The sequence below is a fragment of the Pelotomaculum sp. PtaB.Bin117 genome, from assembly GCF_002067195.1.
GTDB classification, from domain to species: Bacteria; Bacillota; Desulfotomaculia; order Desulfotomaculales; family Pelotomaculaceae; genus Pelotomaculum_D; species Pelotomaculum_D terephthalicicum.
The window spans coordinates 1-20,104 of the sequence record NZ_MVQM01000076.1 but is presented as its reverse complement, the minus strand read 5'-3'; the positions used below and the strand labels follow the sequence as shown (position 1 = coordinate 20,104).

Sequence of the window (20,104 nt, the reverse complement as noted above, 5' to 3'; positions counted from 1 at the left end):
AAGTAGGAGGAATTCAATAACGATGGTTCAAGCAAAGCCTTGTGCCATCTGCCTCGGCGAATGCCGAGAGGCTATTTTACTTTATAGGAGGTGGCGAGTCGTTGGCTTTTATGCAAAACCCGCAGGCTATCGAGGCCCGGAGTTATGATCTTATCGCCGCTGAACTGGGCTGCTGCCGGTTGACTCCTGGAGAAAAGGCGGTCTTGCTCAGGATCATTCACGCTACCGGCGACCACGATTATGTCCGGTTAATATCTTTTCACCCGGACTTTATCACGGCGGCGGTGGCGGCTTTGAAGCAGGGCGCCGGCATTTTTACCGATATAGAAATGGTCCGCGCGGGTATCAATGCCCGTTTGGTTGACTCGCTGGGCGGCAAAACCTTTTGCGCGATCCGGGAGCCCGACGTGGCTGCCGAAGCAAAAAAAAGAAATATCACAAGAGGCATGGCGGCCATGGAGTGGCTTGCCCACCGGATGGACGGCGGCCTGGTGGTTATCGGCAACGCGCCTACCGCTCTCTTTCGCCTGCTGGAGTTGATTGAGGCGGGCGCTGCCCGGCCGGCGGCGGTTATCGGTGTGCCTGTCGGTTTTGTCGGCGCGGCCGAGGCCAAGGAAGCCCTGGCCGGCACGGCTGTCCCGCACGTGATGGTGCGTGGAACAAAGGGGGGCAGCCCGGTGGCCGTCGCTGCCGTCAACGCCCTGCTCAAACTGGCGGTGGAATGATGAACTACAGTGTTATGTTGCAAGGCACCAGTTCCAGTGTCGGCAAAAGCGTTCTCGCCGCCGCCCTCTGCCGTCTCTTTTACCGGGCGGGTTACCGGGTGGCCCCGTTCAAGTCTCAAAATATGGCCCTGAATTCCTGTGTAACCCGCGATGGCGGCGAAATGGGCCGTGCCCAGGTTCTCCAGGCGTATGCCGCCGGCGTGGAGCCGAGCGTGCGGATGAATCCCATTTTGCTTAAGCCGACCGCCCCCGCCTCTTCGCAAATAGTGGTGCTGGGCAGCCCGGTGGGGAACCTTTCGGCCATGGAATACCACGGTAACTACAACCAGAGCTTGCTGGGCGTGGTGGAAGGGGCCTACACGAGTCTTTGCCGGGAGTTTGAAATTATCGTCATTGAAGGCGCTGGCAGTCCGGCGGAAGTCAATTTAAAGAAACACGAGATTGCCAACATGCGCATCGCCAGGATGACCGGGGCTCCGGTGCTGCTGGTGGCCGACATTGACCGCGGCGGCGCGCTGGCGGCGGTGGTGGGCACTCTTGAATTGCTTGATCCTGATGAGAGAGAGATGGTGTCAGGCATTATCATCAATAAGTTCAGGGGTGATTTGGCGCTGTTGCGGCCGGCGCTGGAATTTCTTGAGGCCAGAACCGGCAAGCCGGTGCTCGGGGTAATTCCCTACCTGCCTGACTTGGGCTTGCCTGAAGAAGATTCAGTGGCTTTAGAAAGGAAAATCAACCGGGCTTCGACAGCGGAGCAAATAGAAATTGCCGTTGTGACGACTCCGCGCATCTCTAATTTTACCGACTTTGACCCCCTGGAGCGGGAGCCTGGGGTAAATGTCCGTTATGTTGCCGGAAAGGAGCCTTTGGGGAAGCCGGACCTGGTCATTTTGCCCGGAAGCAAAAATACCCTGAGCGACCTCCTGTTCTTGGAAGAATGCGGCAAGGTCGCTGAGATTAAAAGGCTGGCCGCTGCCGGTGTGCCTGTGATCGGCATTTGTGGCGGTTATCAGATGCTGGGTATTGAAATAAACGACCCTGAGGGCAGTGAAGGCGGCGGCGCGCGGAGAGTCAAAGGGATGGGACTGCTCGATATTGTGACTGATTTCGCTCTTACCAAGGCCACTTATCTTGTTGAGGCGAATATAACCGGCGATGGTCCTTTTCTGGGACCCTGCCGCGGCTGGCAGGTGAGGGGATATGAAATCCACATGGGTGAGAGCAGGCGCGTGAACCGGACAGAAGCGGCCTTTCGGATCAAAAAGAGGGGAGAGGAACCGGCTGAAGTTGACGACGGTGCCGTGGCTCCCGGCGGGTTGATCCTGGGTACGTACATGCACGGCATCTTTGATAACGACAACTTCCGCGGCAATGTGCTGTCTTTTTTGCGGCGGCGGCGCGGCCTGGCGGACCGTCAGGGTGATTATAAATTTGCGGCCGATCTGGAAAAGCGCCTGGACGAACTGGCGCGGGTTGTCGGAGCTTCCTTGGACTTGGAACGGCTGGCGGAGATCATGGGACTATCCCGTCCCCTGGAGGTTGTGGATTTTGTTTCTTAACCTGCCCGTTTTCCTGGGAGCGATTGCCCTGGATCTGGCAATCGGCGACCCCAGGTGGCTACCCCACCCGACCCGGCTGATCGGCCGGCTGATCGCCCGCCTGGAAGGTTTATTCCGTCCCCTGGCGGTCACGCCGCGCGGGCAATTAATTGCCGGAGCAACACTGGTGACACTGGTGGCGGGTTCATCCTGGCTTTCCGCTTATGTGCTGCTTGCTTTGGCCTGCCGCCTGGCTCCGGCGGCGGGTGTCTGTCTGGGTATCTGGCTGCTGTCGACAACGGTGGCCTGGCGCGGCCTGGCGGAAGCAGGCCTGGAGATCTACCGGCTGCTTAAAAACAATAAACTTACGGAAGCCCGCAGGCAGACAGGATTAATTGTCGGGCGCGATACCGGGGAACTGCCGCCGGGTGAAATCGCGCGGGCGGTAGTAGAAACAGTCGCGGAAAATGCCAGCGACGCGGTAATCGCCCCTCTCTTTTGGGGCCTGGTTGGCGGGGTGCCGCTAGCGATGGCTTACCGGGCGATTAATACCCTGGACTCCATGCTGGGCTACCGCAACGAGCAGTATCTTTATTTCGGCCGCGCGGCCGCGCGCCTGGACGATCTGGCCAATTATCTTCCGGCCAGGCTGACCGGCCTGTTCATTTGCCTGGCTGCCGCCCTGACCGGCACTAGCTTCTCCCGCTCCTGGTCGACCATGCGGCGCGACGCGCGCAGCCACCCCAGTCCCAACAGCGGCTTTCCCGAGGCGGCCGCCGCCGGCGCCATGGGGGTGCGTCTTGGCGGCTTGAATTACTACCGGGGAATAGCTTCTTTCCGTCCTCATATTGGTGCACCATGTGAGGAGATAACATCGGAACATATTGCCGGTTCGGTCAAGCTGTTGAACGTGGCGATATTGTTGTTTACCGTGGCGGGCGGTATAATACTCTGGTTTCTACCGGACTTGGAACTTGGGAGGAGCTTTTTATGGTTCAGGCACGGGTAGTAATTGCCGGTGTGAAAAGCGGCTCAGGTAAAACTACCGTGGCCGCCGGACTGATGGCGGCCCTGGCGCGCCGGGGATTGCAGGTGCAGGGGTACAAGGTCGGCCCCGATTATATCGACCCCGGCTACCACACAGCGGTAACCGGACGCCCGTCCCGCAATTTGGACAGTTTTTTATTGCCTGAGGCGACAATCAGGGAGTTATACTTGAGAGCCGCTGCTACAGCCAATATAGGAATAATTGAAGGAGTAATGGGTCTTTATGACGGCAGGGCGGGCAGCGGCGCGGGGAGCACGGCGGAAGTGGCCCGCATGCTCAAGGCACCGGTATTGCTTGTTCTGGACGCGGGTTCTCTGGCCCAGAGCGCGGCCGCCATGGTAATGGGCTATGCCGGTTATGATTCCGGAGTGCATATCGCCGGTGTAATACTAAACCGTGTCGCCGGGGAACGGCACAAAGAGATTCTGCAAAAGGCGATTGAGGAAGCCACCGGCATTCCCGTCGTCGGCTGCCTGGAACGGGAGGCGGGTTTGGCGCTGCCCTCGCGGCACCTCGGACTCACTCCGGCGGTGGAGATGGCGGAGCTTGACAAGGTGCTGGACCGGCTCGCCCATATCGCCGGCGAAGCACTGGACCTGGATCGGATCATGACCCTGGCGGGTGGGGCGGAAAAGTTGGGGGCGCCGGAGCGCCCTTTATTCGCGCCTCAGCCGGTGACCGGGCGTTTGCCGGTAGCCATTGCCCATGACGCTGCTTTTAATTTTTATTACCGGGATGCCCTGGATTATCTTGAGTCCCGCGGCGCTTGCCTGCTGCCTTTCAGCCCGCTGACAGACGCCCGGCTTCCCGCGGGCGCGGCAGGACTGATCATCGGCGGCGGTTTCCCGGAAATGTTTTTGCCGGAACTGGCTGCCAATACAACGTTGCATGAAGATATCAGGCGAAAAGCAGCCGGGGGATTGCCGCTCTATGCTGAATGCGGAGGGCTGATGTATCTTTGCCGGGCGATCAAAGACTTTGATGACAGAATCTGGCCTATGGCCGGTCTGGTGCCCGCCGTCTGCGGCATGCAAAAGAGACTGGCCGGCATGGGTTACCGGGAGGCGGCAACACAGGGCATTAGTATCCTCGGCCCGGCCGGTTTATTGGTAAAAGGCCACGAGTTTCATTATTCAGGGCTGGAAGTGGCAGAAGGTCATCCCTGGGCCTATCGCCTGACTGAAAATAATCAATTAGAAGGTTATGCTTCAGGTTCAGTGCTTGCATCGTATATACATCTCCATTGGGCCGGGAATCCGGGTGCCGCAAATAATTTTTTGGCGCGATGCCGCGCCTATGCCCGCAGTTTAAAAAAGTAGGGGGAATGCTGAAAAGATGGAATTGCTCACTCGCACTATGGAAGCGATCAAGCCATTGAACAATGAGGCAAAAGACAGGGTCCAGGCCAGGCTCGATAATCTTACCAAACCGCCTGGCAGCCTGGGGGTATTGGAAGATATCGTCCTTGCTCTCGCCGGTATTACCGGCAGGCAGCCGCCGGCTCCGCTGCGCAAGACTCATGTCCTTATGGCGGGCGATCATGGCGTTACGGCCTGTGGAGTCAGCGCCTTTCCCCGGGAAGTGACTCTCCAGATGGTCTTAAATTTTGCCAACGGCGGGGCGGCGATCAATGTTCTGGCCCGCCATGCCGGAGTGGAGCTGCTGCTGGTCGACATCGGCGTTGCTGCCGACCTGCCCGACCTGCCCGGTTTGCTGAAGCGCAAAGTGTCCTATGGCACGGCGAACCTTGCCGAGGGGCCGGCGCTAACCAGGGAGCAGGCGATAGCAGCCCTGGAGGTGGGGATCGAGGTGGCTAATGACTGCGTCCGGCGTGGCGCGGAACTGCTCGGTACCGGTGAAATGGGCATCGGCAATACCACGCCAAGCACAGCCATTCTAGCCGCTCTTTCCGGCAAGCCGGTGAGGGATATCGTGGGCCGCGGCACCGGCCTTGATGATCAGCGACTGGAGCTTAAAATTAAGGCTATTGAGCAAGGATTAAAGGTAAACCGGCCTGACCCGGAGGACGGTCTTGATGTTCTGGCAAAATTGGGGGGACTGGAAATCGCCGGCTTGGCCGGTTTAATCCTGGCAGGCGCGGCCGCCCGCGTGCCGGTGATGATCGACGGTTTTATTTCCGCCGCCGCGGCCTGTATCGCGGCAAAGCTGAACCCGTTATGCCGCCGGTACATGATCGCGTCTCACCTGTCTGAGGAGCCCGGCCACAGGGTAATGCTTCAGATGCTGGGACTGCGGCCCATGCTGACCATGCGCATGCGGCTGGGTGAAGGCACCGGCGCGGTCCTGGGCATGACTCTCGTCGACGCGGCGGTGAAGGTATTAAACGAGATGGCTACCTTTAGCGAGGCAGGCGTGGCGGAGTCATTACCAAGCGCCGCCCCAACTGCCTGAATAACTTTATACCCATAATTCGGTTTGGAGGTTGCGGCCTTAGCATGGTCAAAAGAGGAATAGAAGAGAGGATGGCTCAAACAGAAGGGATTGTTCACGGGGGCAACTGGCGCGAGGCGTCGCTGCAGTATGGCAGAACCCCTGAGGAAACGCTGGATTTCAGCCTGAATGTCAATCCGCTGGGGCCTCCGGCAGCGGTGCTGGATTGCCTGAGACGCAATCTTAAAGTCATTCAGCGCTATCCGGACCCGGAGAACCACGGCCTTAGAAAGAACCTTTCTGACTATCTCGGTGTGGGAGTGGAGAATGTGGCAGCCGGCAATGGCTCGATGGAAATCCTGCACTTGCTGATGCAAACCCTTGAGCCGCGCCGGGTGCTCATATGCGAGCCGACCTTTGGCGAATACCGGCGCGTGTCGCAAATAAGCGGCGCGGAAATAGCCACGGTGTTCTTGAAGCCGCAGGACGGCTTTCAGCTGGATCCCGCGTTTATCTCGAATAAACTTTCTAGTGAGGAACTTGTTTTTTTATGCAACCCCAACAACCCGACCGGCAATCTCATTCCGGAAAAAGCCCTGCGGGAGATCTCGGAAATCTGCCGCCGCAGGGGGGTGTTCCTGGTTATCGATGAATCTTTTCTTGATTTCTTGCCGGAGTGGCGGAAGCTGACTTTATGCGCCAAGGCCGTTGACGCCGACAACATGCTCGTACTGCGCTCGCTTACCAAGTTTTTTGCCATGCCGGGGCTGCGTTTGGGAGCCGCCGTTGCCAATGCAGCGCTGACCTCTATCCTGAACAGAGTCCGGGACCCCTGGAACGTCAACATCCTGGCCCAAATGGCCGGAGAGATCGCCCTTAGGGAAGATGACTATATGGAAAGCAGCCGGGCTTTAATTCGGCGGGAGAAAAACTTTCTTGCCGGCCGGCTGGCGGAACTTGGTTTGAAACCGTTTCCTGCCGCGGCTAATTTTTTGCTTGTCGATACCAGCGCCGCGGGGTGGAAAGCTCAGGAGCTGGCGAGGGCGGCCGGCCGGCGGGGGATTTTAATACGCGACTGCAGTTCTTTTCCCGGCTTGGGATCCGGCTACATTCGCCTGGCGGTTAAAGATCACGTCTCTAATTCAACGCTGCTGCGGGTTTTGGCAGAGATATTACAGGTATAATTAACTATATACGACCTATATACGACCAAACTGTGCGAGTATTTTTTTTATCATAACTTTCTAAGAAGGAGAATTTAGAAATGCAAATTGGCATTGTAGTTCTGGGGCACGGCAGCAGGGCGGTAGTGGATGAAGCTAATGAGGTTTTACTGGAGCTGTCGAACATGATTAAAGCTAACAATGGTTTTCAATTGCTGGAAACTGCCTTTATGAACCCGGAATCCGGGAGACCGGGGCTGGAGGAAGCCGTATACAAGCTGATTGGAAGCGGCGCGAAAAAAATAATTGTTGCGCCGGTCTTTATCTCAAACGGTATACATATGCAGAAAGATATACCTGTCATGATTGAGCAGCTCAAAGCAAAATATGAAGTGGAGATAAAGTGCGCCGCTCATATGGGAGCTGATGCAAAAATTGCCGAGATCGTTTCCGAACGCATCAGAGAAGTAGTGTGAGTTTGTGAATGCGGTATCTTCTAATATTTACCATCTATGGAATTAATCTGGAATTAATATTAAAAAAATATTGACAAACAGTTTTGTCTTGGCATAAACTAGGGGCAAAAGAATAGTTTATTAATGGAGCAGGCGATATACAGGCGATATACTTAATCTTCAGTTGCATGGAGCCGGCTTGGCATTGCCGGCAACAGATAAAATACCTATGGGACTATAATAGTTGAAATTATGGTGCCACAGGTATTTTTTATAATATCTGAATAAAATATCTTGCAAAGGAAAATAATTAATCCAGGAGGTTAGATTATGGGATTTTTATCTAAGTTTTCACGTTCATCAAGTAAGGGACATTATCGCCGTGGAAGCCATGGCAGTCACTATTACAAGAGGCGGGGCGGTATTTTAGGAAAAATTATTGACGCTATAAACAGTTCCAGAAGACACTCGCATTCTCATTCGCATCATTACAGACGCCGTCACTCGCGCCGCAGTTCATGGTCATAAGATTATTTCACAAGGATACGGTATATTCACCATCTCAAAAAATTGGTGAATATACCGTTTTAAAAATAATCGGTGAAGGCAGATATGGTATTTGCTATCTGGTTTGTGATCATGAAAAACAATATATACTTAAGCAATTAAAAAAAGGAATGCTGAAAAAAAGCCGGGCAAAAGCTGGTTATGAAGAAAAAATATTAAAGACTTTAAAGCATGAATGCATTCCGGGATTTATAAAGAAAATTGAGCAGGAAAAATGCTATGGTTATGTTTTAGAGTATAAAGAAGGCAATACTTTCGAGGAATTAATTTTTGCTGAAAATTATGTTTTCGGCCGTGAAGAGATATGCCGGATCGGTGAGCAGGTAATTAGCATATTAAAATATTTGCATGGAAGCAATATTGTGCACAGGGATATAAGGGTGCCGAACACATTATATGACGGCAATAAGGTAAGTTTAATAGATTTCGGGCTGGCCCGTTGGATTGACGAAAAAAGATATACCGTGGATGTGGATTTTTCTTACTTGGGGGACTTTCTTTTACACCTGTACTATACATCTTTTGAGCCAAAAGATAACAAGAAAAAAGCTTGGTATGAAGAATTGGATTTACAGCAAAAGGAGATTCTGTTTTTAAAAAAATTAATGGGCATCGAAGATAGGTACAAAAGTATCCAAGATGTTGAAAGGGACTTTAAGGAACTTTAATCTTAAAGTTCCTTAAGAAAATTTTTTAAATACAGACATGATCTCGGTTAGAGAATCCTTGACGTCCTTGCCTTCTCGTATGTTGCTTTCTATTGTGTCGGAAACGTGACAGGTAAGCACAGTGATACCCACCCTGTTTACCGCCGCTCTGATGGCGGCAAGTTGGATAACGATATCACTGCAGCTGCGGCTGTCTTCAATCATTCTGTAAACACCGCGCACTTGCCCCTCAATTTTTTTGAGCCTGCTTAGCAATTCTTCCTGCAATAGCTGATGTTTATCCTCGGCATTTTGTTGCGTCCCGCTCTGCAATTATATACATCTCCTTAGTTCTAGTTATTAGCATAGTTCTTCTTGTTTAAACATCTGCGAAACCAAGGGCTTTTTTGGGGCATGAGGCGATGCATGAAGAACACTTGAGGCAATCGCTGTCGCTCATTAGCCCTACAGACGCGAACTCGTAGGGTTGCAGTTGCATAGGACAAGCTTTGGAGCAAATTTTACACTTAGTGCAACTCTGTCCGACAACAAGGGGATGCCTGTCTCTGGAAACCCAGTTGCCCAGTGTGCCGACGGGACAAATGTGACACCATGTGCGCGGATGATAAAACAATGCCAGCATTATTCCGGCAATAGTGGTTGCAGTGAGAACACGCACCATGGCCAAGCCCATTTGGTCAAACCTGCCCCAGGCCAGGTAAAGCTGGGTTCCCAACACCAGGAAAATCATTCCCAGCATGAAGCTGCGAAAAATTTTGCCTCTTAAGAAAGACGGTATTCGTTTTTGGGGACTGACGCTGCTAAACAAGAGGTCAAAGAAACTTCCCCTTGGACACATCCAGTCACACCATGCCCGGCCTCTGTAAAATGCGATGCCCACCCCGGCGATCATGCAGCCGAGAAGCAGAAAACCCAATACGGGATAAAACCAGCCGCCAATAGCGACCAATGGCAGTCCCAGCACGGTCGATAATTGCAGGTAACGTCTTTTCTTTTTTAATTCTTTTAACATACTGCATCTTCCTTTCTACATAATCAAATAAATTCTGGAGCATGACAATACCGGGAAGGGGTATATGTACAGCAATGCCTTTTATTCGTGGCTATTTATCATGTCACAGAACTACCTATACCCCTACTGGTATAGGTAGTTATAATAATAAAATACCATGCTCTATTTGCTCTGTCAACACCCTTTGATATTAAAAACTCCATTCTCAGCCGAATGGAGAAAAAGAAAGGCAGATGTGATTGTATCGGGGGATGAGAAAATCATTCCCTTCTCAGCGCCTCGATGGGGTTCAGCCTGGCCGCCTTGTTGGCGGGTAAAAGTCCGAACACCACGCCTATGGCGGCGGAAAACGCAAAAGCCAGCAGCGCCGTCCACCAGGACACCAGCGGCGGCCATTTGGCCAGTTTGGCGATCAGGTAGGCTCCCCCGGCGCCCAGGGCCATGCCGATTATGCCTCCCAGCAGGCATAGCATAATCGATTCGATCAGGAACTGAACCAGGATGTCTCTGCGCCTGGCTCCCAAGGCCATGCGGATGCCGATTTCCCTGGTGCGCTCGGTCACCGACACCAGCATGATGTTCATTACCCCGATGCCGCCGACAAATAGTGATATTCCGGCTATGGCTCCGATAATCAAGGTCATGATGCCGGTTATCTTGTTGGCCGCCTGCATCTCCTGCTCCATGCTCATGCCGGCGTACTTGCCGGGCGTCTGGTGCCGCCGCTCCAGCACTTTCACGGCCTGGCCCATGGCCTCGTCCACCTTTTCCTTCGAAGCGGCGCTGCCCTCCAGTTCCTGCACCTGGTTGTCGAACATAACCTGCCAGGCCTGGATGGGGACATACACGCCGGGATTTTCACTAAATCCCAGGGCGGATTCACTCTTCGCCAATATTCCCACGACCAGGAAAGGGGTGCTGTTGAGCGTGATCATGCTGCCCAGCGCCTCCGCCCTGCCGAAAACCTGCCCGGCCAGCTCTTCGTCAAGCACGGCCACGCGGCGCTTGCCCGCGTCGTCTTCCTCCGTGAAAAAGTGGCCTTCTTTCATGTTAAACTTACGGATATAGAAATAATCAGACGAGACGCCTATTACCCGGCCTGTTTTTTGGTCTTTGGGTCCCCTGACGTCGCACAGGGAATTGTTAACGGGAGAAAGGTGGGTGATATCGGGCACCTTATCCTTGATCACCGCTACATCGCTTAAGTTGAACTCGCGTCCCGTAACCTTTTTATCGCTCCGCCAGTCCACGTAAATGGCGAATATATTGGTGCCGATCTTTTCCATCTCGGCCATTAACACCGCCCTGCCGCCCTGGCCGATGGCCACCACCGCGATCACAGCGGCGATACCGATTACAATGCCCAGGGTGGTTAAAAAGGAGCGCAGCTTACTGGTCATGATTCCTTCCAGAGCTACTCTAACGCTCTCCAGCAGGTTCACCGCCCAGATTCCCCCCCGCTTTCAATATTGCTGCCGGCTTGACCAACCGGTACAGCCGCGCTGATATATTCCCTGGCGTCCAGCGGGGCGGCCACGGGTTCATCATCCACCAGGCGCCCGTCCCGGAAATGGACGATCCTGGAGGTATGCAGGGCGATCTCCCGCTCGTGCGTGACCAGGACGATGGTGGCCCCTCCGCGGTTCAATTCCTGAAAAATAGCCATAATCTCTTCTCCCGAGCGGGTGTCCAGGTTCCCCGTGGGCTCGTCCGCGGATCTGGCCGCCGGACAGTTCGCCGGGCCGGTGGCTCATTCTTTGCGCCAGGCCTACCTTCTCCAGCGCTTCCGCAGCCCGCCTCGCTCTTTCGCGGGGAGCGACCCCGGCGTAGATCATGGGCAGTTCAACATTGCGCATGGCGCTCATGCGGGGCAGCAGGTTAAAGGCCTGAAAAACAAAGCCGATCTTGAGTTTGCGGACCTGCGCCAGCTCCGTTTCGCTCATGCCGCTGACTTCCATGCCGTCCAGCAGATAGGAGCCGGAAGTCAGAATATCCAGGCAGCCCAGCAGGTTCATGAGAGTGGATTTACCCGACCCGGAAGGCCCCATCACGGACACGAACTCACCCGGCTTAACGGTCAGATCAACATCAGCCAGGGCTACCACCGGATGCGCGCCCGCCTTGTAAATTTTACCCAGGTTTTTTACTTTGATCATGTCAGGTTAACTCCCTCATTGACCGGCGTTTCCGTCACTTCTTGCACCCGGCTGCCGTCCTGCAGTTCTTTGCCGGGACTAACGACAACTTTTTCTCCTTCAGAAAGCCCCGCTAATATTTCCGTTAGCAACGCGGTGTCGACCCCGGTGGTAACGTCTTTTAGCCTTACCACTTGGTTTTCCACCACAAAAACTTGTTTTACTCCTTCTTTTTCCACGACGGATTCATATGGCACCACCAAAGCATTGTCCTTGTCCACCGCGGTGATGCTCAGGTCAACCGTATACCCCGGGCGCAGCCCCTCCGTGTCGCCGTCTATTCTGACGATAACCGGAACTTCGATTTGGCTGCCCTGCTCCGTGGTCTTCGCCGCCACCGCGCCGGGGGAAACGCTCTGCAATATGCCGCTGTACTCCCGGCCGGGCTGAGCAGCGGTAGTGACCTTAACCTTCTGGCCCGGCTTCAATTTGCCGCTGTCGGCTTCATTCACACCGGCAGTTACCTCCAACTGCCCGGTATCACCAATGGTAATCAGCCTGGTTCCCGGCTGGACGTAATCGCCCAAGGCCACTTCCACCGTGGTTACCACGCCGTCCATTTCCGCGCGGAGCACAGTCTTGTTTAACTTGTTTTCTTCCTGTTCGAGCCGGTAGCGGGCTTGTTCGATTTGAGCCTGCAGGGCGGTCAGTTCATGGCCGACAGGACCGGTTTCCTGCATTTTCCACTCTTCTTCAGCGATTTTGTATTCAGCTTCCTTTTGCGCCATGTCGAGCTCAGCGTCGTCAAGCTCCTTTTCACTCAGCGCGCCCTGATCGTATAAAAGCTTTTTGCGTTCGTAGTTCTTCTGAGCGTTCCGGTATTCGGCTTCCGCTCTCTGGCAGCTTGCTCTTTTCTGGGCTACTTCCTCTTCCCGGGGATACATGGCCTTGTTTAAAGTCGCCTCCTGGGCGATAAAATTCGCCTTTGCCTCATTGTAATCGTCCTCGATCTCGTCGGCATTCAGCAGACCCAGAACCTGTCCCTTGCTCACCCGGTCGCCGGGTGAAACGTTCAGCTCCTGTACCGTTGTGCCGGTAAATGTGTACAACTCCTGTTTCGCGCACAGCCTTACCCTGCCGGAGGCAAAAACGTTATCCTGAATGGGCTTGTTCTCAACAATGGCGGTTTTCACCGGGACACCGGCCTGTCCTTTGCTTCTCACCATGTTCAGCGCAACCACCGACATAATAAGGCCGAGGATCAACACCCCGGCAAGCACTCTTTTCCCAGGCATATTCCGAAGTCTTTGCAAGACTGGCCGCAAAACAAGTCTCCCCTTTCATTCATGAACAAAGCTTTCTCTCAATATAATTAGACGGATCAACCACACAATTTATTTCAATTTAATAGCTTATTTCCGCTAAAATTCTCTCGCTATAAAAATATTGTTAATATATAGACGCAGTAAAATGCTGTTTTGTGACACTTTTCTCTAAAATTGCTGATAGCAATTTGCTGATTGATACAACTTGGTATGGTATGGAAAGTCACTCATATTTTACCATGAATTCGTCTTTTTTTATATGAAGTTAAAAAATGATCATTCAAGCAGAAGGAAATTTGGTGTAAAAGGTAGAAGTGTGCAATACAGTTATCATTATCCAATAGGAGTTATAATGCGGATTATTAGTTGAGGGAAGAGTCCTTGGGATGTATGATGATTATAAGAATATAGCGGGGCATTATGACTATATGCTGGTAAAGCAGTATTTTGAGATTCGGCGGTGGCATTATTGCAAAAATATAAAGATGAGTTAATTGAGATCCCAAAAGGCTTAATAGCAGAATATAATCAATTGTGTTTATTTACGAAAATACAAGTTTTTGGGGAGGAAGAGCTATCACACTGGCAATGTTCATTGACTTTACCAAAAAAAATCATGGTTTTTAAAAAGGAAAATAATAATGCGGATAAGGTAAGTTTTCAGTATGTGTTGGGTGATAAACCAGGATTTAAGTACAGCATCAGGACCTTTACCGGCAGTCTTTCTACAAATACAAGTCATTTAGGCTGAGCAAGAGTATATGAAAGAGAGGATGTGTTTTGTTTGGCGTTATATGTTTTAGGATATATATTATTGGTTCTCGGTTTGCTGTTTTTGGTGCCTCTTTTGCTACAGTATCTTTGGAATATAACGATGCCGGATTTGTTTAACTTAAAGCAGATAACTTATTGGCAAGCTTTCAGACTTCTACTCATAGCCGGCATGCTGTTTGGCGGCCCCTTTTTCCTTGTGGCACAGCATTAACATATTGTGCATTTGTTTTGGCGCACGGAGAAAGGTTAATTCCCAAAATGGATTTGAATTGCTGGAGATCTGAAATAATTCCGGTTTGGGGTGATTATAATGACCCGTGAAGTGCATATCGTCACAGGAGCATTCGGTTATTCAGGCCAATATATAACTAAAAGACTGCTTGATCTTGGACATCAAGTCCGCACCCTTACAAACTCTACCAGCCGCTCAAACCCCTTCGGGAGCAGAGTGCAAGTATATCCGTATAATTTTGACGATGAAGACAAGCTTGTAGAATCCATGCAAGGAGCCGCCGTATTATACAATACTTACTGGGTCAGGTTTAATCATACCAATTTCAAACATAAAGCGGCGGTTGAAAACACGCTAAAACTGTTTCAGACCGCCCAAAAAGCAAATATTAAGAGGATAGTGCATGTCAGCATCACAAATCCGGCGGAAGATTCTCATCTTGAATACTTTCGGGGAAAAGCAAGGCTGGAAAAGGCGCTGAAAGAATCGGGGATATCATACGCCATACTGCGCCCGGCCGTCCTGTTCGGGAAGGAGGACATACTCATCAACAACATTGCCTGGATGCTGAGAAGGTTCCCCGTGTTCGGAGTATTCGGAGACGGCAGCTATCGTTTGCAGCCGGTATTTGTGGATGACCTGGCCGGGCTGGCGGTGGAGCAGGGGGCGGCAAGGGAAAACAGGATTATTAACGCAATCGGGCCGGAAACTTTTACATACCGGGAACTGGTTCAAAAAATCGGCGAGATTATTGGAAAGCCCAGGCCGGTGGTATCTGTTCCTGATTTCATCGGATATATGGTTGGCTGGTTTATCGGAAAAATAGTCGGGGATGTGGTAATTACCCGGGAGGAAATTGAAGGGCTGAAAGCAGATTTGCTCTATACGGATTCACCGCCCGCGGGAAAAACAAGGCTGACTGAATGGGCGGCATTGAATTCAAAGATGCTGGGTGTAAAATATGCCAGCGAGCTTGCGCGGCGGAGAAACAGGAAGGAATCTTATGAAAAGCTGTAATGGTACCGGACCTTTGAAAAGCAGGATGGTCAGAAGGATTTCGGCTGTTTTCGTCATGCTGGCAGTGATAATTATCAGTTCAGCTTTACTCATAGACCAGTACGTTCAACGAACCAGTTCGAGGTACATTGTCGGAGCAAGCGAGGTTCCTGAAGCGGACGCCATACTTGTACCGGGTGCTTACGTCTTTCCGGACGGCACGGTCTCTTTCATGCTCTATGACCGCTTAAACGGGGCATACGAACTGTATAAAAGCGGAAAGGTCCGGAAAATACTGGTTAGCGGTGACCACGGGCGCAAGGATTACGACGAGGTCAACACCATGAAAAAATTCTTAAAAGATAAAGGCGTTCCGGAAGCGGACGTGTTTATGGACCACGCCGGCTTTTGTACCTACGAGAGTATTTACCGGGCGAGGGATGTTTTTCTGGTTAAAAAAGTTATTATAGTGACCCAGGAATACCACCTGAAGCGGGCAGTGTTTGCCGCCAGGGAATTGGGGCTTGAGGCTTACGGAGTGGCGTCCGATCAGCACGATTACGGTGAGGTCATGACGATATACAAGCTGAGGGAAATAGTTGCCAGGAACAAGGATTTCTTCCTGGCTAAAATCCTTAAACCTCAGCCTACTTTTCTGGGCGATACCATCCCGGTGACCGGAGACGGAAGGAGCACGGACGATCAATAACACATCCTTACCGTGCCGTAATTTTTATAGCGCCCGTGCCGACGCGCAGATTGGCCTGACCCTTGCCGTTACCCAGCTGACCGCTGAATTCGTCTCCCGGCCCTGTTTTATCTGCATCATTTGCATTTGCAAGACCCTCCACCGACACTCTGCCTGTGCGGGATTCAGCGTTAATAACCAAGTCGGATTGCTTCGGCAGCAGCAGACTAACCATGCCGGTGCTGCTTTCCAAGTCATATTTGCCGGACAACGGGCGCTCGGAAGATACTTCTATGCTGCCGGTGTTGTTTTTGGCCAGCAAGTCGCCGCCCGGTTCGAAAATCCTGATCCGGCCCGTGTTGCTCACAACCTCAATGTTACCGCTTATCGCATTGAGATCAATTGTGCCCACCGATCCTTCAACATTCAGGTTTGCCTGCATGTTTTCCGCCGTCACCCGCCCGGTGCCGCTTTTTACATATACATTTACTCCTGACGGTATTGACACCTCCAGGTCTGTATACGGAGGCCGCATAAGCGAATTCCCGGTATCGGGCGCCTGAACGGAAACCCGGCCGCCGTCCCGCTTGATCTCCGGGGCTACCCTATCGGCCAATTCTCTGGCCGGGCCGCTCTCAGGTGAGTGGATCGAAGCCTTAAGATTCAGCCCGCCGCCTTGAGCAGGCAGGAGTTTGATGCCGCCTGTTTTATTTTCGATGATTAATTGCTCTCCCGCCATTATTTCCAAAGGTCCGGACTCCCAATTCCTGCTGTAGGTATAATTTGCGTGACTCCATGGAAAGCCGTCAATAAAGCTGCTGATGTTCTTTCCAAAACTGGTTGCGGCGTATAACAGGCAACCGGCTATAATCATCACCAGGATCAGCAGGAAGCTGGGGACGTGGAAATGGACATCCCGCTCGGGATCAGCCCTTTTTTTTAAAAGATATTCAATACCCAGGCCGATCAGCAGCACCGGCCAGAGCTTCCACAGCCATTCCAGGCTGGAAATCGCCCCAAAGTTATATAAAAGCAGCGTCAAACCCCCGATAATCAATCCCGCGGCCAGCGTTACCGGTCCGACTTTAGATTTCTCTTTCACTGCCATCGTTTTTCCTCCTCCTTAAACTCCTGTATAAGATAAATATTCCGACTGCAATGATTAATAACGGAGATAGCAGCTTATGCACAAACCGGTAATCAAAAAGCTCCGGCAGAAAGTTATTTGCCAGCGCCAGAATTCCAATCCCGACCAGCCCGTAGCCTAATAAATTATGCCAGTTGGCATGTTCTCCGGCAGCTATCAATGGTTTATCCTCTATAAATACACCCTCATTCATCCGTCCCGCCAGCTGCAGGGTGTCGAAGATGGAGTAAAACATTGTTACCGGCAGCACCAGGGCGGTAATTCCTTCGATTCCCGTCATCGCGGCTATAAAAATTGTCCCGAAAAAAATAATCATAGTCTGCAGTCCCCTGTTCATCAACCCCAGGTACATGTATCCGGCCCCGGGGAGCAGGGAGATCAGCAAAACCAGCAACTTGCTCCTGTGATTGTTCATGCTTTTTAATACGCCAATCTTTTCTTCCAAACAATGCCTGCAGTAGTTTTTGCTTCGCAGCTCGACTAAACACTCCCCGCAGATAGGAGCGTTACAGATGGCGCAAATTGCTTGCGCGTCATTTTCCGGGTGGTTGACACATTTCATCTCTGCTTCAACTCCTCTAATATAGTCGGCCTGGTATATTTCCCCGCCGCTCCGGTTGTTCGCTCCAGAAATTTATCTACAGTGCCGGTATAAGCGGATGTCACGCTATTAATGCTGTTGCCGTAATCTGCCATCTGCCGTCCGTCAAACCAACCTCCGGCGCCCCAGAAAATTGCCAGAGATACGGCGGCCGCAGTTAATAGATCGCGCAGCAGCGACATTTCCGGCTGCTTGAAAAAGGCCGGCAGACTGTACCGCTTGCCGTTCACGGACCGTGTCCCGGCTGGTTGAGGGAAGGTGCTTTGCGCTGCTTCCGCCATCACGTCCGCCCAAAAATTATCCGGGGCGGGTTCGGGCCGCCAGAGGTCCAGCAGTCGGTCCAGCCTTTGGAGTTCTTTCAGCTCGGCAGCGCATGCCGGACAGCCGGCCAGGTGTTTTTCAATTGCCGCGGCTTCAGAGGATCGTAACTCTCCGGCCAGATACTTGCTTAACGTTTTTTTTGTTTTCCGGCAGTTCACCGCCTTCACCTCCCAGCAGAATTTCCTTTAGCATTATTTTAGCCCTGTGAATGCGGGTGGCCACTGTTTTCTCCGGCAGGTTCATGACTTCGGCCACCTGCTTGTAGCTGAGTCCCTGGTAGTGATGCAGCACCAGCGCCATGCGGTAGCCGTCCGGCAGTGTGTCTACGGCTTGCCTCAATTCCCTTAGGCGTTCCTTTTCCAGAAGAACCTCTTCCGGTCCCCGGCTATTATCCGCCAAACAATCCGCCCGGACCTTGTTTTCCCGCAGGGGTTCGCTGCGTTTCTGCTCCTTGCCGCGGCGGTGCAGAAAATCCAGGCATACATTAGTGGACACTCTGTAAAGCCAGGTCGCGAAGCTTGCCCGGAAATCAAATCCCGGCAACGATTTATAAACCTTGATAAAAATCTCCTGGGAAACGTCGCGGGCATCTTCCGGTGCGTTAAGCATTCTGGCTGCCAGGCTGTAAACCCGGTCCTGGTATCTCTGCACAAGCTCGCCATAAGCTGCCAGATCGCAGTTTTGCACTTTTTTTACCAAGATCTCGTCAGCGGTCATTTCACTACCTCTTTAAGGGGGCTCTATTAGGTTAGACGATTTAAGTATAGCTTTCTTTCAATTATGTGAAATATTAAAGTAAAAAAACCGTGCCACTTTAATGGCGGCACAGGTTTCTTGAAAGAAAAACATATTGACAGACATGTATTATTAGAATATAATGTGATAATATCTATTATAAAACTCAAATATATCATAAATTTAATTATTTGTCAATGGCAAATTTTGAAATCTTGTTTGTTAAATCTTATTAAAATGGGAGGGCTGATTTGATGAATTGGCTTGATCTTTATCATTCAACGGGAAAAACTTTGAAACAGCTTAACATAAATGAAATACTCGAGACCAACAAAGAATCCATAAAATATGGATTGATATTGACAGCCGCGGAAGCGCAAGAGCTTATCGAAGCAAGAAACCGGGCCGTCCGTAACCATGGACGGGTTGAATTAGGGATTGAAGCGGTGAAGAAAATCATAGCCGCTTTTTGCACTTCACCCTATATTAACACTGATGATTACGCGTTGACCCTATATGAACTGGTGGAAATATTTTATTACATGAAAAGCGAAACGGAAGATAAAATAGGCGATGATGAATTAATCAGTTTGATGGAGGAATTTTTTAATCATTCCAGCCGGGGCTCGGTAGAGCTTCTGAAAAATAGGGAACTCGCGCTTTTTGCCGATAATTTTAAGCGCGCCAGTCGGTAAACAGGTCATTCTCCGGGAGGGGACTCATTATGATGAAATGCACAGATATTGAGATTAAGACAATAGTTAATAAGGAACGTTTGGATCCGAACCAGTATACCCTTTCGCTCCTGAAAGAGGGAAGACGGGCGGGGCTGATTGACCGGCGGACCGTCGATAATATTCAGTCTCAGATCATGTCTTTATTGGCGAGCTTAATAATAAGGCATACGAAAGGTGAAAGCACATCTGTTAAGGTCGAGACGGCGCAGAGTATTTTTATGTCCATGCTTTATTCTATCGATGCCTGTATGAGTAATTTTAACAAACCGGAGGCTGCCGTATCTTTCTTGGAAACACATAGCGTGGAGGATGCATACAAGAAAGGCTTCGCGCTTGTGGCTTCATGCCTTACTAAAACAAAGGCGCTATACCAGGGAGTAAAGGATAAAAAACTTAGCGTTCCGATCAAAGCGTACCACTTAACCATAGATGAAGCGCTGCCGGAGTTTTTTAGGAGTTACGACGTGGTGTTCAAGGCGCATGATACCATGGCGGGCATAGACTATCCACTGCTTCTTGATGATACGCGCGTTAATGGGATCTTTTATATTAAACAATATCTTGAGAAATTAGAGATAGAGAATCAGTTTTGCAGTCTTTTTAATAATAAGGATGTTGGGAAGCTGTTAGCTGACTACGGCAGGGTGTATCGCATCGATTACAGAGAAGCCTTGATCAATGTGTTCGAAGTATTAATAACGAATTCCGTTTTTTCCGTGTTGTCGGAAAGTGAAGCGAATAAATTAAACATTTCCAGATATCAATATGAATTTCTGCTTGATAAGTTTAAAGGCTTAGACCACAGTCAATGTTCGTCTCTCATAAGAAAAGCGTTTGAAGCATTGG

The 20,104-nt window shown here is 51.3% G+C and carries 21 protein-coding genes and 1 pseudogene; 13 read left to right on the top strand and 9 right to left on the bottom strand.

Annotation, left to right across the window (positions count from 1 at the left end; translation table 11 throughout):
- Positions 1-110 precede the first annotated feature (110 nt).
- The 8 genes from A4E54_RS05150 to A4E54_RS05115 all read left to right on the top strand — a co-directional run bounded on the left by A4E54_RS05150 (position 111) and on the right by A4E54_RS05115 (position 8,555).
- Positions 111-725 carry a precorrin-8X methylmutase gene (locus A4E54_RS05150; protein ID WP_240082681.1) on the top strand — a complete coding sequence of 205 codons (615 nt, stop codon included), beginning with the start codon at positions 111-113 and terminating at the stop codon, positions 723-725.
- Positions 722-2,284: a cobyric acid synthase gene (locus tag A4E54_RS05145; RefSeq protein ID WP_240082564.1), complete on the top strand. Its 1,563-nt coding sequence runs from the start codon at positions 722-724 to the stop codon at positions 2,282-2,284. Before A4E54_RS05150 ends, A4E54_RS05145 begins: the two co-directional genes overlap by 4 nt.
- Positions 2,274-3,272, top strand: coding sequence for an adenosylcobinamide-phosphate synthase CbiB (gene cbiB / locus A4E54_RS05140; protein WP_240082563.1), 999 nt, complete (start codon positions 2,274-2,276; stop codon positions 3,270-3,272). Before A4E54_RS05145 ends, cbiB begins: the two co-directional genes overlap by 11 nt.
- The gene (locus tag A4E54_RS05135; RefSeq protein WP_240082562.1) at positions 3,254-4,630 is read left to right on the top strand and encodes a cobyrinic acid a,c-diamide synthase CobB; all 1,377 of its coding nucleotides are present in this window, start codon (positions 3,254-3,256) and stop codon (positions 4,628-4,630) included. The genes cbiB and A4E54_RS05135 overlap by 19 nt, the downstream gene beginning before the upstream one ends.
- A gap of 16 nt (positions 4,631-4,646) precedes the next feature.
- Entirely contained in the window at positions 4,647-5,723 is a 1,077-nt protein-coding gene (gene cobT, locus A4E54_RS05130; RefSeq protein WP_240082561.1) for a nicotinate-nucleotide--dimethylbenzimidazole phosphoribosyltransferase, read from the top strand.
- Positions 5,724-5,767: 44 nt separating this feature from the next.
- Positions 5,768-6,886, top strand: a complete 1,119-nt coding sequence (gene cobD / locus A4E54_RS05125; RefSeq protein ID WP_240082560.1) for a threonine-phosphate decarboxylase CobD — start codon at positions 5,768-5,770, stop codon at positions 6,884-6,886.
- Positions 6,887-6,966: 80 nt separating this feature from the next.
- Positions 6,967-7,341: a sirohydrochlorin chelatase gene (locus A4E54_RS05120; protein WP_240082559.1), complete on the top strand. Its 375-nt coding sequence runs from the start codon at positions 6,967-6,969 to the stop codon at positions 7,339-7,341.
- Between the two features lie 497 nt (positions 7,342-7,838).
- Positions 7,839-8,555: a protein kinase domain-containing protein gene (locus A4E54_RS05115; RefSeq protein WP_240082558.1), complete on the top strand. Its 717-nt coding sequence runs from the start codon at positions 7,839-7,841 to the stop codon at positions 8,553-8,555.
- Between the two features lie 12 nt (positions 8,556-8,567).
- On the opposite strand, the gene A4E54_RS05110 is transcribed toward A4E54_RS05115, so the two are convergent.
- From A4E54_RS05110 to A4E54_RS05090, 5 genes and pseudogenes are all read right to left on the bottom strand, one after another.
- Complete coding sequence (locus tag A4E54_RS05110) at positions 8,568-8,867, bottom strand: metal-sensitive transcriptional regulator (protein WP_240082557.1); 300 nt, start codon at positions 8,865-8,867, stop codon at positions 8,568-8,570.
- 46 nt (positions 8,868-8,913) lie between these two features.
- The gene (locus A4E54_RS05105; protein WP_240082556.1) at positions 8,914-9,567 is read right to left on the bottom strand and encodes a 4Fe-4S binding protein; all 654 of its coding nucleotides are present in this window, start codon (positions 9,565-9,567) and stop codon (positions 8,914-8,916) included.
- A gap of 260 nt (positions 9,568-9,827) precedes the next feature.
- Complete coding sequence (locus tag A4E54_RS05100; protein WP_286724813.1) at positions 9,828-11,009, bottom strand: ABC transporter permease; 1,182 nt, start codon at positions 11,007-11,009, stop codon at positions 9,828-9,830.
- A pseudogene (locus A4E54_RS05095) lies at positions 11,006-11,723 on the bottom strand (ABC transporter ATP-binding protein). Before A4E54_RS05095 ends, A4E54_RS05100 begins: the two are co-directional and overlap by 4 nt.
- A complete protein-coding gene (locus A4E54_RS05090; RefSeq protein WP_286724810.1) occupies positions 11,720-13,027 on the bottom strand; it encodes an efflux RND transporter periplasmic adaptor subunit in 1,308 nt (435 codons plus the stop codon). The pseudogene A4E54_RS05095 and the gene A4E54_RS05090 overlap by 4 nt, the downstream one beginning before the upstream one ends.
- A 469-nt stretch (positions 13,028-13,496) precedes the next feature.
- On the opposite strand from A4E54_RS05090, the gene A4E54_RS05085 reads away from it, so the two are divergent.
- The 3 genes from A4E54_RS05085 (at position 13,497) to A4E54_RS05075 (ending at position 15,738) form a co-directional block, all read left to right on the top strand.
- Positions 13,497-13,778 (top strand): hypothetical protein, encoded by a 282-nt coding sequence (locus A4E54_RS05085; RefSeq protein WP_240082552.1) that lies wholly within the window; start codon positions 13,497-13,499, stop codon positions 13,776-13,778.
- 333 nt (positions 13,779-14,111) lie between these two features.
- A complete protein-coding gene (locus A4E54_RS05080) occupies positions 14,112-15,050 on the top strand; it encodes an SDR family oxidoreductase (protein ID WP_240082551.1) in 939 nt (312 codons plus the stop codon).
- Positions 15,051-15,075: 25 nt separating this feature from the next.
- Positions 15,076-15,738 (top strand): SanA/YdcF family protein, encoded by a 663-nt coding sequence (locus A4E54_RS05075; RefSeq protein WP_240082680.1) that lies wholly within the window; start codon positions 15,076-15,078, stop codon positions 15,736-15,738.
- A gap of 7 nt (positions 15,739-15,745) precedes the next feature.
- Here A4E54_RS05075 and A4E54_RS05070 read toward each other — a convergent pair whose 3' ends face one another.
- The 4 genes from A4E54_RS05070 to A4E54_RS05055 are packed head-to-tail and all read right to left on the bottom strand — an operon-like array spanning position 15,746 to position 18,503.
- Positions 15,746-16,825: a DUF4097 family beta strand repeat-containing protein gene (locus tag A4E54_RS05070; RefSeq protein ID WP_286724808.1), complete on the bottom strand. Its 1,080-nt coding sequence runs from the start codon at positions 16,823-16,825 to the stop codon at positions 15,746-15,748.
- Positions 16,803-17,426 (bottom strand): B-box zinc finger protein, encoded by a 624-nt coding sequence (locus A4E54_RS05065; protein WP_286724806.1) that lies wholly within the window; start codon positions 17,424-17,426, stop codon positions 16,803-16,805. The genes A4E54_RS05070 and A4E54_RS05065 overlap by 23 nt, the downstream gene beginning before the upstream one ends.
- Positions 17,423-17,944, bottom strand: coding sequence for an anti-sigma factor family protein (locus A4E54_RS05060; RefSeq protein WP_286724805.1), 522 nt, complete (start codon positions 17,942-17,944; stop codon positions 17,423-17,425). The genes A4E54_RS05065 and A4E54_RS05060 overlap by 4 nt, the downstream gene beginning before the upstream one ends.
- The gene (locus tag A4E54_RS05055; protein ID WP_286724803.1) at positions 17,880-18,503 is read right to left on the bottom strand and encodes an RNA polymerase sigma factor; all 624 of its coding nucleotides are present in this window, start codon (positions 18,501-18,503) and stop codon (positions 17,880-17,882) included. The genes A4E54_RS05060 and A4E54_RS05055 overlap by 65 nt, the downstream gene beginning before the upstream one ends.
- Before the next feature lie 272 nt (positions 18,504-18,775).
- Here A4E54_RS05055 and A4E54_RS05050 point away from each other — a divergent pair, with 272 nt between their 5' ends.
- Entirely contained in the window at positions 18,776-19,216 is a 441-nt protein-coding gene (locus A4E54_RS05050) for a DUF6323 family protein (RefSeq protein ID WP_286724801.1), read from the top strand.
- A gap of 29 nt (positions 19,217-19,245) precedes the next feature.
- A partial coding sequence (locus tag A4E54_RS05045; protein WP_286724798.1) for a DUF6179 domain-containing protein occupies positions 19,246-20,104 on the top strand: 859 nt, incomplete at its 3' end.

Excerpts from the sequence above, each read along its gene's own strand:
- A4E54_RS05115 (WP_240082558.1), top strand. The coding sequence starts at position 7,839 with ATGGTCATAAGATTATTTCACAAGGATACGGTATATTCACCATCTCAA.
- A4E54_RS05065 (WP_286724806.1), bottom strand. The coding sequence starts at position 17,426 with ATGAAATGTGTCAACCACCCGGAAAATGACGCGCAAGCAATTTGCGCC.
- A4E54_RS05080 (WP_240082551.1), top strand. The coding sequence starts at position 14,112 with ATGACCCGTGAAGTGCATATCGTCACAGGAGCATTCGGTTATTCAGGC.
- A4E54_RS05070 (WP_286724808.1), bottom strand. The coding sequence starts at position 16,825 with ATGGCAGTGAAAGAGAAATCTAAAGTCGGACCGGTAACGCTGGCCGCG.
- A4E54_RS05150 (WP_240082681.1), top strand. The coding sequence starts at position 111 with ATGCAAAACCCGCAGGCTATCGAGGCCCGGAGTTATGATCTTATCGCC.
- A4E54_RS05120 (WP_240082559.1), top strand. The coding sequence starts at position 6,967 with ATGCAAATTGGCATTGTAGTTCTGGGGCACGGCAGCAGGGCGGTAGTG.
- A4E54_RS05055 (WP_286724803.1), bottom strand. The coding sequence starts at position 18,503 with ATGACCGCTGACGAGATCTTGGTAAAAAAAGTGCAAAACTGCGATCTG.
- A4E54_RS05135 (WP_240082562.1), top strand. The coding sequence starts at position 3,254 with ATGGTTCAGGCACGGGTAGTAATTGCCGGTGTGAAAAGCGGCTCAGGT.
- cobD (WP_240082560.1), top strand. The coding sequence starts at position 5,768 with ATGGTCAAAAGAGGAATAGAAGAGAGGATGGCTCAAACAGAAGGGATT.
- A4E54_RS05105 (WP_240082556.1), bottom strand. The coding sequence starts at position 9,567 with ATGTTAAAAGAATTAAAAAAGAAAAGACGTTACCTGCAATTATCGACC.
- cobT (WP_240082561.1), top strand. The coding sequence starts at position 4,647 with ATGGAATTGCTCACTCGCACTATGGAAGCGATCAAGCCATTGAACAAT.
- A4E54_RS05050 (WP_286724801.1), top strand. The coding sequence starts at position 18,776 with ATGAATTGGCTTGATCTTTATCATTCAACGGGAAAAACTTTGAAACAG.
- A4E54_RS05075 (WP_240082680.1), top strand. The coding sequence starts at position 15,076 with ATGGTCAGAAGGATTTCGGCTGTTTTCGTCATGCTGGCAGTGATAATT.
- A4E54_RS05145 (WP_240082564.1), top strand. The coding sequence starts at position 722 with ATGATGAACTACAGTGTTATGTTGCAAGGCACCAGTTCCAGTGTCGGC.